Source organism: [Actinomadura] parvosata subsp. kistnae, assembly GCF_900323885.1.
Lineage (GTDB): Bacteria > Actinomycetota > Actinomycetes > Streptosporangiales > Streptosporangiaceae > Nonomuraea > Nonomuraea composti.
Window position 1 is genome coordinate 168,646 of the sequence record NZ_OOHJ01000027.1, and the last position, 12,780, is coordinate 181,425.

Below are 12,780 nucleotides of genomic sequence, written 5' to 3' on the forward strand. Positions count from 1 at the left end.
CGCTAAGGGGCCGATCGTCAGTCCTTCTTCTTCTTGTCGTCGTTGAGGTTGTACTGGTCTTCCGACGCCGCGCCGAGCACGGTCACGTCATGAATCTTCCAGGTCCCCTTCTCCTTGACAAGGCTGATCTTAAGGTGGGAGTCCTTCACCGAGCGTATCGCCTCCGACGTGTTCACCTGCTGGTCCACGACGACGATGGCGTGGGCGGTGGCCTCGTCCACGTCCGCCAGGTACACCTCGCGCACCGTGGCCTGCGAGGTGGCCTTGAGCTTGACGATGACCTGCGCCATCGCGCCGCCGAACGCCGCGTCGTACGTGCTCAGGAAGTCGCCCGTGGCCTGGGCGGCGAGGGTGGAGCGGGTGCTCTGGAGGTTCTGGTAGTCGTAGCTGAGCAGGGCGCGGCTGAACGCGCTGGCCGCGCCGGAGACCTCCAGCCGCAGGGCGCGCTCCGACTCCAGGCCGGCGCGCGCGTCCTCGGCCTGGGCGGCGGAGAGCCACTGCAGGACGGCGGTGGCGGTGATCGCGGTCACCAGCATGGCGGCCAGCGCGCCCATCACCTTGGCCCGCGTGAACCGCCCGCGCCGCGACGGCCGCCCGCCGTCGTCCCCGTCCCCGTCCCCGGCCCCGTCCCCGGTCCCGGCCGCGACGGTCGTGTCGTCGGCGAGCGGCGGGGCGCTCTCAGGCTCCTGGGCGCTCTCAGGCTCGTGCGTGTCCTCAGGTCCCTGCGCGTCCTCGGGCTTCTGGACGTCCTCACGCTCCTGCGCGTCCTCACGCTCCTGCGCGTCCTCACGCGCCTGCGCGTCCTCGGGCGACTGGACGTCCTCAGGCTCCCGGGCGTCCTCGGGCGGCTGGACGGCCTTGGGCTCGTCGGTCATCACGACTCCTCACGGCGGCGGGCGGCCCGGCCCGCCGCGATCCAGCCCACGATGCCACCGCTCACCACCACGGCGAGGAAGATCGCGGCAATCAGCGGGACGACGTTCATGGGGGGCGCGGGCCGGGTGGCGGCCACGCCCTTGGGTGACGGGGTGGTGCTGCTGTCAGAGGAAGGCTCAGGACTGGCCTGCTCGCTCGGACGCTCGGCGGCCGGGGAGGCGTCGGCGTCGTCAGCGGAGGTGTGGCCGCGGTCGGCGGTGAAGTCGGGGGCGGGCGCGGGCGAGCGGGCCGGGCAGGAGCGCAGCTTGGGGATGGCGGGCGGCCCGAGCGGGCCCGCGTACTCCTCGGCCGGCGTCGGCCCGCCCGGCACGCTGAAGATGAACGACGCCTTCCCGTACACGGTCCCGCCGCGCCGTTCGCTGATGTCGCCGGCGAGGCTGAGCGCGGTCGGCATGATGCTCAGCAGGTGGTGCACGTTGCGTTCGGTGGCGGCGGAGAAGGCGGGCTGGTGCGGCAGCCCGGCGGCGGTCAGGAGGCAGGAGAAGCCGGGCCTGGACGTGCGGATGGCGGCGTCGAGCTGGGCGAACACGCCGGGCCCTTGGTCGAGGATGGCGTTCAGGTCCGTACGTGACTCGCGCAGCGCCGCCGTCACCGTGCGCAGGTCCGTGATGCCGGAGGCCAGGGCGCCGCGCCGACCGGCGAGCGTGTGGGTGAGCCGGGTGAGCTGCACCGCGAGGTCGTCGAGGACGGCGGCGTTGTCGGCGAGGGTGCCGGTCAGGGTGTGGGCGTCGTCGATGATGCGGCGGATGGCGGGCGCGCGCCCGTCGAGGGCGACGGCGAGCTCGTGCACGATGGTGTCGGCGTCCTCGGGAGGCACGGCGTTGAGCAGCTTGCCGACCCCTTCGAAGAGTTTCTTGTAGTCGAGCGGCACGGTCGTCCTGGCCAGCGGGATGGTGTCGCCGGGCGCGAGCGCGGGGCCGGCGACGCCGGTGGGCGGCGGGGAGAGCGCCACGTACGGCTCGCCGATGGCGGAGCGGCGCCGCACCTCGGCGGTGACGCCCTTGGGCAGGCGGATCTCCCTGTCGATGTCCAGGCCCACGATGATCTTGCCGGGCGCGAGCCGCACCTCGCCGATCTTGCCGACGCGCACGCCCAGGTACGCCACGTCGAACCCGCGGATGAGCCCGGGGGAGGAGACGAACTCGGCCGAGACCCGGTAGGGCCGCTCGACGGCGTCCAGCCGGATGATCGTGCTGAACGCCCAGACCGTCATGGCGATGCCCAGCAGCACGAAGAAGCCGAGGTTGACGTAGATGCGGTTTCTCATCGCGGCGGCTCCAGCAGCAGGCTGAAGTCGGCGCCGCGCTCGTCGCGTACGGGGGCGCCGCGCACGTTCGGCAGCAGGCCCTTGAGCCACACGTAGATGAGCACCTGCCCGTTGACGGTGATCGGCGGCGTGTCGATGAACGCCTGCAGTTTGGCCACCAGCGCCTTGAGGTCCTCCTTGCCCCGCTGCATGGCCGTCGAGATGGCCTCCAGCTCGCGCAGGAGCGTGCGCAGCCGCGCGGCGTGGCGCGGGTAGACGGTGAGGTTGGCCTGCTCGGCGAGCCGGGTGAGGGCGACGATGGTCTTCTTGACGTGCCTGCGGCCGTGCGCGAGGCGGCCGGTGGCGGCGGCGAGCGTGCCGGGCAGCTTGTCGAGCTCGGCGCTGCCTTCTGCGAGGTCGTCGCCGAGCCTGGCCAGGGCGTCGATGGAGGTGCCGAGGTCGCGGCGGGCGGCCGCGTACGCGTCGGTGACCTGCGCGGTCTGCTTGATCAGCCGGTTCACGTCGTCGCCCTGCCCGGCGAAGGCGGTGGAGGCGGCGTCGAGGATGGCGTTGACGTCCTGGGCGCCGAGCGCCTCGATGAGCGGCCCGGCCTTGGCGGTGACCTGCTCGATGTCCGGCTCGACGGACGTCTCGGCGATGGTGGCGCCGTCCTTGAGGTACGGGCCGGTGGCGAGGTTCTTGCCGGGGGGCGGGGTGAGGCGGACGTAGTTCTCGCCCAGCACGGACGTCTTGGCGACGGTGGCCGTGCTGCCCTCGGGCACCCGGTGCGCCGACTGGATCGACATCGTCACCCTGGCCCGGTAACCCTCCAGCTCGATGCCGGTGACGGTGCCCACGCGCACGTCGGAGATCTGCACGCTGTGCCCGGTCACGAGGCTCTGCGCGTCGTCGAAGACGGCGTGCAGGGTCAGGTCGCCGGTGGTGGCGCCGAGCGTCTGCAGCGAGCACCCGGCGGTCAGCGCCAGCGCCGCGAGCACTCCCGTCCACCGCCTGGTCATCGGGGGTTCCCCTGTCGCTCGAAGGGGCAGTTGCTCAGCCCGGCGGGCAGGCACGGCACCGGGCCCAGGTTCAGGGCGTCGAACAGCGGGGTGAGCCACGCCCTGGTCATCGCGTTGAGCACGACGCGGATCTTCAGGACGTGCTGCTTGCGGTCCCAGGAGTCGATGAGCACGTCGGCGAAGTCGGCCGCGCCCTTGACCGCCCGCGCGGTGGAGGCGCTGTTGGCCCGCACGGTCAGCACCAGCTCGGCCAGCGTCGTGGCGGCCTGGGGCAGCCGCTTGGAGTACTGCTCGATGATGACGTCGCCGCGCCGCACGAACCCGGCCATGGAGGTGACGAACCCGCGCAGCCGCCGCCGCTCCTCCGCCAGCGTGGCGCTCGCCTCGGAGAAGGCGTCGATGGCGCCGGTCACCTGGCTCTCGCGCTCGTTGAGGCTGGTGGCCAGCTTGTTGAGGCTCTTGGCGAGGTCCACGAGCTGCTGGTCCTGCTTGGCCAGGACGCCGGTGAGCTCGGCGGTGTCGGCGATGGCGCCGTTGATGGTCTTGCCGCGGCCGCGCACCCCGTCGGCCAGGTCGCCGGCCACCCGGCCGAGCTTGTCGTCGTCGAGCGCGTCGGTCAGCTTGGTGAACGCGTCGAGCGCCTCGTCGATCTCCACCGGCAGGTCGGTGCGCTCCAGCGGGATCGTCGCCCCGGCCTGGGCGCGCGCGTCGCCGGGCTTCCACGGGGGGTAGAGGACGACGTTGCGCTCGCCGAGCGTGTTCTGCGGCGCGACCACGGCATGGACGTCGGCGGGCAGCGGCACGTGCCGGTCGATCCGCAGCTCCACCCGTACCTTGTCGCCTGATATCCGGATCCGGTCCACGTAGCCGGCGTCGAGCCCCATCACCTTGACCCGCGCCTCCTCGTACAGGGAAGGCGCCTGGCTGAAGATCGCCACCAGCGGGTACGGGCCGGCCCCGCCCACCGAGCAGCCGGAGGCGAGCAGCACCCAGGCGAGCAGCACCGCCGCGAGCCGTCTCATCGCTGGTCCTTCCTGTCGTCGGCGATGGCCGCCAGCACCTCGGGGTTGATCGGCCCCAGGCCGGTCGCGATGGCCTCCAGCCACGGCCCCTGCCCGCCCATCGTGGCCAGCCCGGAGAACGTCGGGCCCGCCCACGCCAGCAGCGAGTTGAGCCGCTCGTTGCTGCCGCTGAGCCGGGTGGTGATGGCCGCGTTGTCGTCGAGCACCCGCACGAGCGCCCGCTCGTGCTCGGTGATCAGCCGGGTGGTGCTCGCCACGAGGTCGCTGCCGTCGCCGAGGATGGTACGCAGCTCGTCGCGGCGGCGGCGCAGCTCGTTCAGCATGATCTCGACCGCGTCGAGCAGCCGGCCGAGCTGGGCGTCCTTCTTCTCCAGGACCTTCATGATCCGGGTGCCGTTGTCGAGCAGCCGCTGGAGCTGCGGCTCGCTGCCGCTGATGGTCTCCGACAGCTCGCCGATGTTGTCGAGCAGGCGGGTGACCCGGCCGCGCTTGAACGTGTCGAGCTTGCCCAGCTCGGTGAGCAGGTCGTCCACGGCATCGGTGTCGAGCCGCTCGACCAGCCGGGTCGCGTCCTTGATGGCGTCGTTGACGAGGGTGGGCACGCCGGTGCGCTGCACGGGGATGCGCCGCTGGGCCTCGGGGAGCTGGTCGAGGTACGGGGGCGCGACGGCGCCGGTGAGCTTGACGTACCGGCCGCCGAGCAGGTTGGACAGGGTGATGTCGGCCCGCGTGGAGCGGCCGAGCCGTACCCCGTCGTCCACCTTCCAGGTGACGACCACGTTCCCCTGCCCGTAGTCGGCCCGCACCTCGGTCACCTTGCCGACCCGCACCCCGGCCACGCGGACGTCGTTGCCGGTGCGCAGCCCGCCAGAGTCCACGAACACCCCCGACATCGTGTAGCCGCCCTCCAGCAGCCCCAGGTTCCCGACCAGGAACGTGGCCACCAGCACCACGGCCAGCGTGGCCAGCGACGCCAGGCCGACGGCGTGCTTGTTGCGGTCGCGGAAGGACTTCACCGGCCCACCAGCAGCTTCCTGAGGTCCTTCTCGCTCTGGATCCTGGTGTTGCGCAGCGGCGGCGGCGTCTGCATCCCGTACGGGCAGGGCGCCGCGCTGAGCGCCAGGCACGGCACGGCGGTGATGAAGTAGTGGCCCCGGTTGACCGACGAGTACGCCCGCGTGAGCAGCGGCGGGAACGTGCTGACCGCCTTGTCGATCTCGCCCACGTGCCGCCGGATGCCGCCGGTCAGCCCCGACAGGTTGTCCACCAGCCGGCCCAGCTCGCCGGCGTTCTTGCCGAGCACCTCGTCGGAGGTGTGGAAGGTGGCCGAGAGCTGCACCAGAGCGTCGTCCACGAGCTTCCGGTTGTCGGCGAACGCCTCCGACAGCGTGACGAGGTTGTCGACGAGCCGCTCGATCTGCTTGTCCCGCCTGGCGACGACGCCGGTGACGGTGGCGTAGTCCTTCAGCAGCCGCTCGATGGTCTTCCTGCGCTCGGCGACCGTGGTGGTGATCGCGTTGACGTTGTCGAGCAGGCGGGGGATGTTGCGCTCGTTGCCCTTGAGCGAGGTGGCGGCGGCCGTCAGGAGCCGGTTGATCTGCTCGGGGTCGAGGCTGCGGGTGAGCGGGCCGAGGTCGCTGACCAGCTCGCCGATGTCCACGACGGAGGAGGTGCGGGTGATGCGCGAGCCGGGCGGCAGCCGGCCGGGCGCGGTGCCGGGCAGCAGGTAGACCACGCGCTGGCCGACGGCGTTGCGCCAGCGGACGGCCGCCTCGGTGTCGGTGGGCACCTTGACCGCGTCCCGCACCTCCATCGTCACCTCCGCCCGCCCGTCCACGACCCTGATCCGCTCGACCTGGCCGACCGGCGCGCCGGCGATCTTCACCTGGTCGCCCTCGACCAGCCCGGACACGTCGTCGAAGACGGCGGTCAGCCGGTAGCCGCCGCCCGTGCTCACCCGCGCGATCTGCACGGCGATGAACACGATCAGCGACAGCGTCACGCCGATGAACAGCACGAAGCGGACGAACGTCCACCGGCGGCGCACGCGTTCCATCAGCGCCTCCCGTCGGTGGGGCCGCAGGCGCCGACGATCAGCTCGCAGATGTCGGTCGCCACGAACGCCTCCACCTGGAGCTGGCGGCTGTTGCCGGGCCCCGGCGCCTCGATGAGCTCGTTGAGCAGGTCGATGAGCCGGTTCAGGCCGCGTACGCCGTCACCGGCCAGGCCGAGCTGGGCGTAGATGAGCGCGGCCACCCGCTCGCCCGAGTGCACGCCGGCCCGCAGGTCTTGCCGGTGCTTGGCCAGGCCGTGCGTGACCTGGCCGGAGATCGAGTCGATCTCGGCGAGCAGCGCGCGCACCTTGTCGGCCCGCTCCAGCAGGTCGGGGGTGATCACGTTGACGTCGGAGGAGATGGCGACCAGGTCGTCGCCCTTGTCCGACAGCGCGGTGCCGAGCAGCGCCGCGTCGTGCAGGAACTGCCTGGCCCGCTGCCGGTGCCGGTGCGCCACGCCGACGACGGTGCCGGCGTCGTCGATCAGCTCGCGCAGGTCGGTGCCCTGCCCCTCCAGGCCCTTGGCCAGGGTGTGCACGATGACGGTGACCTCACGCGGATCAACCGCGTCCAGGCCCTTGTAGGCGTCGCCGAGCGTGTCGGACAGATCCAGGGGGGCGCGCGTGTCGGTGATGACGGCGCCGCTCGCCAGGAACGGGCCGGTGGTCTCGGCGGAGCCGGGCTCCAGGCCGACGAACTTGGGGCCGAACACCGACGCGGGCTCCACGGAGGCCACCGTGGTCCTGGGCAGCGGGACCGTCACGTGCATGGTGACCACGGCCCGGCCCTGGGGGTCCAGCGACAGGTTCGTCACCTCGCCGACCGTGATGCCGCGGATCTTGACGGGGGAGCCGGCGTCGAGGCCCTGCCCGGCCCGGCCGAACACGGCGTCGATCCGGGTGCCGGGGACCTGCGTGGCGGAGCGGACGGCGTACAGGGCCGCGGCGGCGAAGACGGCCAGCACGGCCAGCGCGAGGCCCAGCCGGGCGGCGAGAGGGAGATCAGCTCGGGCCACCGGCTCACCCCGTCAGCGGTATGTTGCCGCCGCCGCCCCAGAACAGGTACGACAGCAGCAGGTTGAGCAGCACGATCGTGACGATCGACTGGCGGATGGCCCGGCCCGCCGCCACCCCCACGCCCACCGGCCCGCCCGTGGCGTGGAAACCGTGGAAGCAGTGGATCACGATGACCGCGAAGGCGAACACGGCCACCTTGGCGACGCTGAACACGATGTCGCTGACCGGCAGGTACAGGTAGAAGTAGTAGTCGTAGACGCCGGGCGCCAGCCCGAACAGCACGGTGCACATCAGCCGGGTGGCGAAGAAGCTGGCGAACAACGCGATCAGGTAGATCGGCACCAGCGCCAGCAGCGCCGCCACCACCCGCGTGCAGATCAGGTAGGTGAAGGCGTTGATGCCCATCACCTCCAGCGCGTCGATCTCGTCGGAGATGCGCATCGCGCCCAGCTCCGCCGTGAACGACGAGCCGACCTGCGCCGCCAGCGCCGTCGCGGCGATGATCGGGGTGATCTCCCGCACGTTCGCGAAGCTGCCGACCAGCCCCATGAACGACTCCGCGCCGATCGCCTGCAACCCCTGGTAGCCCTGCAGGCCCACGGTCGCGCCCACGACGAACGCCATCGTGAACACCACGAAGATCATGCCGCCGCCGATGACGGTCGCCCCGACGCCCACGACCACGTCGCTGACCTGCCGGACGACGACCTTGAAGTACTTCAGCCGGAGCACGACGTCGCGTACGGAATAGAACAGCACCCGCCACACGAACAGCGGCCAGTCGGCCAGCGCGGCGAACCGCTCGGCGGCGTCCCGCCCCCTGCGGGCGAGCCGGAGGCCGGCGGTCCGGGTGACCATCAGAGCGACCTCGGCGGGTAGGCCAGGAAGTACACGGCCGAGATCACGTAGTTGAACGTGAACACCAGCATGAACGTCACCACGGTCGCCTGGTTGACCGCCCGCCCCACCCCGACCGGGCTGGTCGCGCACGTCATGCCCTTCCAGCACGCCACGCCCGCCGCCACGAACCCGAAGATCCACGCCTTGAACAGCGTCACGTACAGGTCGGACGCCACGACCAGCGACAGCGCTCCGTCGAAGTACGCGCCCGGCGTGACGCCCTGCACGACCACGTTGAAGAAGTAGCCGCCCGCCGCGCCCGCCACGATGACCAGCGGGCACAGGCACACCGCGATCGTGCTGGCCGCCCACATGCGCGGCGTGACCAGGCGGTGGATCGGGTTGACCGACATGACCTCCATCGCGCTCAGCTCGTCGCGGATGTGCCGGGCGCCGATGTCGGAGGTCATCGCGCTGCCGCCGGCCCCGGCGATGAGCAGCGCGCTGGCCAGCGGCGCCACCTCACGGATGAGGCCGACGAAGACCGCGCTGCCGGTCGCGGAGCCGGCGCCCAGCTGCCTGGCCAGCTCGCCCACCTGCAAGGCCACGGTGGCGCCCAGCGGCAGGGCGACCAGCAGCACGGGGACGCTGGTGACGCGGGCCAGGAACCAGCACTGGTCGACGAACTCCCACCACCAGCGCCTGACGTCCCAGCTCCGGCGCAGGCCCTCCAGGACGATGACGAACAGGTCACCGACCTGGCCGAGAGCCGAGCCGGCCCGGCGTCCGACGTACCCGGACCAGGCCATCACCACCTCCGCCGCCTACGGATCGCCCACCCTACTGACGGGTTGTCCAGTAGGCCATGGCTTGGCGGGAATTTGCGCGAAAGGGATGAGGGCCGGGCCGCGCCTTGTCAGGCGGGTACGAAAAGTGACCGCCCCGTTACACCCGGCCGATCACAGCAGGGCGCCCATCCACGCCTCGATCTCGTCGGGGTGGCGGGGCAGCGCCGAGGACATCAGGCGGGCGCCGCCGGCGGTGACCACCAGGTCGTCCTCGATGCGGATGCCGATGCCGCGCAGCTCCTCCGGCAGCGTCAGGTCGTCCGGCTGCAGGTACAGGCCCGGCTCGACGGTCAGCACGTGCCCCTCCTCCAGGACGCCGTCCAGGTACATCTCGGCGCGCGACTTGGCGCAGTCGTGCACGTCGAGGCCGAGCATGTGGCCGCTGCTGCACAGCGTGTAGCGCCGGTACAGGCCGGTCTCCATCAGCTCGTCCGTGGACTGCGTGAACAGGCCCCAGTCGCGCAGCCCGTCGCAGATGACGCGCATGGCCGCGAGGTGGAAGTCGCGGAAGCGGGCGCCGGGGCGCAGGGTGGCGATGGCGGCCGACTGGGCCTCGTACACCAGCTCGTACGCCTGCCGCTGCACCGCGCTGAACCGGCCGGACATCGGGATGGTGCGGGTGACGTCGGCGGTGTAGAGCGTGTCGGCCTCGACGCCCGCGTCCATCAGCAGCAGGTCGCCGGCGTTCAGGGCGCCGTCGTTGCGGATCCAGTGCAGCACGCACGCGTGCGCGCCGGCGGCCACGATGCTGTCGTAGCCGACCGCGTTGCCCTCCAGCCTTGAGCGCAGCCCGAACACGCCCTCCAGGTACCGCTCGCCGCGCGGGTGCCCCAGCGCCTGCGGCAGCGCGCGCACGACGTCCTCGAAGCCGCGCGCGGTCGCGTCCACCGCGCCCTGCAGCTCGCCGATCTCCCACTCGTCCTTGACCAGCCGCATCTCCGACAGGAACGACTCCAGCTCGGCGTCACCGTCGCCCCTCGGCACCCGGGCGTCCACCGAGGCGTCCACGCCGCGCAGCACCCGGGCCGGGCCGTCGAGGCGCAGCTCGCGGATGTGGGCGCAGTCGATCTGGTACAGCTCGGCCGCCTCCGCCAGGTCGGGCCGCGGGCCGGCCCAGAACTCGCCGTAGCGGCGGTCGCGGTAGAACTCCTGACCCTCCTCGCGCGGGGCGCGCGGCCTGACGTACAGGACCGCCTCGCCGGACGGCTCGATCACCAGCACGTCGTCCGACTCGCCCGCCCCCGTCAGGTACGAGTACGCGCTGTGCGGCCGGAACCGGTAGTCGCAGTCGTTGCTGCGCACCTTCAGCGTGCCCGCCGGGATCACCAGCCGCTCGCCGGGGAAGCGCTGCGCCAGCGCGGCCCGCCGCTTGGCCGCCCACGGCGCGATCGGCCGCGCGCCCACCTCGGCCGCGCCTTGCCGCCCCCAGCCGGTGCGCATGAAGGCGGCCAGCTCCTCGGTGACGGGCAGGTCGTGGCTTCCGGTGTTGAGCGGCTCGGTCATCTGGCAGTCCTCGGGTGATATTTCGGTCGTGTACGGGATTTCGTACGCCAAGCAGCCTACGTGACCCATTGACTCCGTCCCCACCGGCTTGTTTGCCTGGAGGCAGGCTTGGCAGACTGAGGGCAGAGGTGGTGCACATGCTCATCGGGACGATCCTTCGTGCGAAAGGCAGTGGCGTGACGACGGTGGCACCCGGGGCCACCGTTCGAGAGCTGCTCGCCCAGCTCGCGGAGCACAACATCGGCGCCGTCGTCGTCTCCACCGACGGCCAGACCATCGAGGGGATCGTCTCCGAGCGCGACGTCGTGCGCCGCCTGCACGACCGCGGCGCCGCGATCCTCGACGCCCCGGTCTCGTCGATCATGACGACCGAGGTCACCACGGTCGGCCCGGGCGAGAACGTCGACTCGCTGCGCCGCACGATGACCACGCAGCGCTTCCGCCACATGCCCGTGGTCGAGGGCGGCCTGCTCGTCGGCATCGTGAGCATCGGCGACGTGGTCAAGAGCGCGATCGAGGAGCTGGAGACGGAGAAGGCGTCGCTCGTCGACTATCTCCACCGTTGACAGGGATGGCACGCTTGGGTCCGTGATGTACGGGCCCCCGCCACCCCCTGACCAGTCCCGGTACCCGGATTACCCGCGGGCGACCAGCAGTCCGCCGATCATCGTGCTCGTCTCAGGGCTGGCGGCGCTGCTGGGCTTCCTGCTGGGCGTGCTCGTCGGGTTCGGGGCGGGCACGACGGGCGAGGAGGAGCCCGACGAGCCCAAGGTGACGGTGACGGTCGAGGACACGCTGCCGGAGGAGTCCGCCCCGGCCGGGACCACGCCGCCCCAGGACACGCAGCCGCCCGCACAGACCCAGCCACCCGCACAGACCCAACCGCCCGCCCAGACCCAGCCACCGGCTCAGACGCAGCCACCCGCTCAAACCCAGCCCGGGCAGGTCACCACCCCTCCGGCCGGTGACGGAGGCGCCACCGGCCCCGCCGTCGAGCTCTCCTCGCTCCTGCGCACGCTCGTCGTCGGCACCGACATCCAGCCCGGCACGTACCGCACGACCGGCCCCATGTCCGGCTTCCCGATGTGCTACTGGGCCAGGCTGCGCACCACGACCGGCGACGCGATCGCCACCGGCATGCCGAACGGCCCGGCCACCGTCACGATCCTGGCCACGGACAAGGCGTTCCAGACGGGCGGCTGCGTGGAGTGGACCAAGGTCTGACGCCCCTTCTTGACCGAAGCGCTGGACAATCCGGCAAGAACGCGCAATTCTGTCGGGCGACAGAGAGGAGGCACGCCCGGGCGTGCTGGCGTGTCGACCCTGCGCTCTATGGGCCACGCCACTCCGGCGTCCCTGGCCAGGACGCGCGACGGAGAGTGCGGAACAGCACGCGTGAGCCACCGATCCGAACCCTTTTCGTTCGCGAGGAGTGTCCATGCGTCTTCCCGTTCTCATCGCCGCCCTGGTCGTCACCGCCGCTCTCACCACTGGCCTCACCACTGGCCCCGCCGAGGCCGCGAAGCTGCCCGACCCGGTCCCCTGCGCCGGCTGCTGGAAGCCCGCGCTCAACACGAGCTGGGAGTGGCGGCTGTCCTCCCTGCCCGCCAAGCCGTTCCTCGACGTGCAGATGTACGACATCGACGGCTTCGCCGCCAAGAGCGGCGCGATCGTCAAGGAGCTCAAGGCCGCCAAGCCCGGCCGTAAGGTCGTCTGCTACATCAGCGCCGGCACCCACGAGGACTGGCGCCCCGACGCAGGCCGCTTCCCCGCGAGCGTCATCGGCAAGCCGCTGGAGGAGTGGGAGGGCGAGCGCTGGCTCGACATCCGCCAGTACGGCGGCACCCTCGGCGAGATCATGAAGGCCCGGCTCGACATGTGCAAGGCCGCCGGGTTCGACGCCGTGGAGCCCGACAACGTCGACGCCTACACCAACGACAGCGGCTTCCCGCTCACCGCCGCCGACCAGCTCGCCTACAACGCCTGGTTCGCCAACGAGGCCCACAAGCGGGGGCTGGCCGTCGGGCTCAAGAACGACGTCGCCCAGATCCCGAAGCTGCTGCCGTACTACGACTTCGCCGTCAACGAGCAGTGCTGGCAGTACTCCGAGTGCACCACCGCCCAGAACGGCACGTACGGCTACGACCAGTTCGTCAAGGCCGGCAAGGCCGTCTTCCAGGTCGAGTACGAGCTGAAGACCTCCCAGTTCTGCGCCAAGTCCAACGCCCAGAACTTCAACTCGCTGAAGAAGACCTACGACCTGGACGGCACCCGCACCGCCTGCCGTTAGAGGCGT

13 protein-coding genes are annotated in these 12,780 nt (G+C 71.5%); 3 read left to right on the forward strand and 10 right to left on the reverse strand.

Features of this window, described 5'->3' with window-relative positions:
- Positions 1–17: 17 nt before the first annotated feature.
- The 10 genes from KIS93_RS55360 to KIS93_RS55405 form a co-directional block, all read right to left on the reverse strand.
- Positions 18–875: a hypothetical protein gene (locus KIS93_RS55360; protein WP_155128117.1), complete on the reverse strand. Its 858-nt coding sequence runs from the start codon at positions 873–875 to the stop codon at positions 18–20.
- Positions 875–2,203 carry an MlaD family protein gene (locus KIS93_RS55365; protein ID WP_080040934.1) on the reverse strand — a complete coding sequence of 443 codons (1,329 nt, stop codon included), beginning with the start codon at positions 2,201–2,203 and terminating at the stop codon, positions 875–877. The genes KIS93_RS55360 and KIS93_RS55365 overlap by 1 nt, the downstream gene beginning before the upstream one ends.
- A complete protein-coding gene (locus KIS93_RS55370; RefSeq protein WP_080040933.1) occupies positions 2,200–3,201 on the reverse strand; it encodes an MCE family protein in 1,002 nt (333 codons plus the stop codon). The genes KIS93_RS55365 and KIS93_RS55370 overlap by 4 nt, the downstream gene beginning before the upstream one ends.
- A complete protein-coding gene (locus tag KIS93_RS55375) occupies positions 3,198–4,223 on the reverse strand; it encodes an MCE family protein (protein ID WP_080040932.1) in 1,026 nt (341 codons plus the stop codon). Before KIS93_RS55375 ends, KIS93_RS55370 begins: the two co-directional genes overlap by 4 nt.
- Positions 4,220–5,239, reverse strand: coding sequence for an MlaD family protein (locus KIS93_RS55380; RefSeq protein ID WP_080040931.1), 1,020 nt, complete (start codon positions 5,237–5,239; stop codon positions 4,220–4,222). The genes KIS93_RS55375 and KIS93_RS55380 overlap by 4 nt, the downstream gene beginning before the upstream one ends.
- On the reverse strand, positions 5,236–6,279 hold the full coding sequence (locus tag KIS93_RS55385) for an MCE family protein (protein ID WP_080040930.1): 1,044 nt from the start codon (positions 6,277–6,279) through the stop codon (positions 5,236–5,238). Before KIS93_RS55385 ends, KIS93_RS55380 begins: the two co-directional genes overlap by 4 nt.
- Positions 6,279–7,292 (reverse strand): MCE family protein, encoded by a 1,014-nt coding sequence (locus tag KIS93_RS55390; protein WP_080040929.1) that lies wholly within the window; start codon positions 7,290–7,292, stop codon positions 6,279–6,281. The genes KIS93_RS55385 and KIS93_RS55390 overlap by 1 nt, the downstream gene beginning before the upstream one ends.
- Before the next feature lie 4 nt (positions 7,293–7,296).
- Positions 7,297–8,151: an ABC transporter permease gene (locus KIS93_RS55395; RefSeq protein WP_080040928.1), complete on the reverse strand. Its 855-nt coding sequence runs from the start codon at positions 8,149–8,151 to the stop codon at positions 7,297–7,299.
- A complete protein-coding gene (locus KIS93_RS55400) occupies positions 8,151–8,942 on the reverse strand; it encodes an MlaE family ABC transporter permease (protein ID WP_080040927.1) in 792 nt (263 codons plus the stop codon). The genes KIS93_RS55395 and KIS93_RS55400 overlap by 1 nt, the downstream gene beginning before the upstream one ends.
- Positions 8,943–9,092: 150 nt before the next feature.
- Entirely contained in the window at positions 9,093–10,484 is a 1,392-nt protein-coding gene (locus tag KIS93_RS55405) for an aminopeptidase P family protein (RefSeq protein ID WP_080040926.1), read from the reverse strand.
- A 137-nt stretch (positions 10,485–10,621) separates the two neighbouring features.
- On the opposite strand from KIS93_RS55405, the gene KIS93_RS55410 reads away from it, so the two are divergent.
- The 3 genes from KIS93_RS55410 to KIS93_RS55420 all read left to right on the forward strand — a co-directional run bounded on the left by KIS93_RS55410 (position 10,622) and on the right by KIS93_RS55420 (position 12,774).
- On the forward strand, positions 10,622–11,050 hold the full coding sequence (locus KIS93_RS55410; RefSeq protein ID WP_080047001.1) for a CBS domain-containing protein: 429 nt from the start codon (positions 10,622–10,624) through the stop codon (positions 11,048–11,050).
- Between the two features lie 22 nt (positions 11,051–11,072).
- Positions 11,073–11,708 (forward strand): hypothetical protein, encoded by a 636-nt coding sequence (locus tag KIS93_RS55415; protein ID WP_155128115.1) that lies wholly within the window; start codon positions 11,073–11,075, stop codon positions 11,706–11,708.
- A 214-nt stretch (positions 11,709–11,922) separates the two neighbouring features.
- On the forward strand, positions 11,923–12,774 hold the full coding sequence (locus KIS93_RS55420; protein ID WP_080040924.1) for an endo alpha-1,4 polygalactosaminidase: 852 nt from the start codon (positions 11,923–11,925) through the stop codon (positions 12,772–12,774).
- The last annotated feature ends 6 nt before the right edge of the window (positions 12,775–12,780 follow it).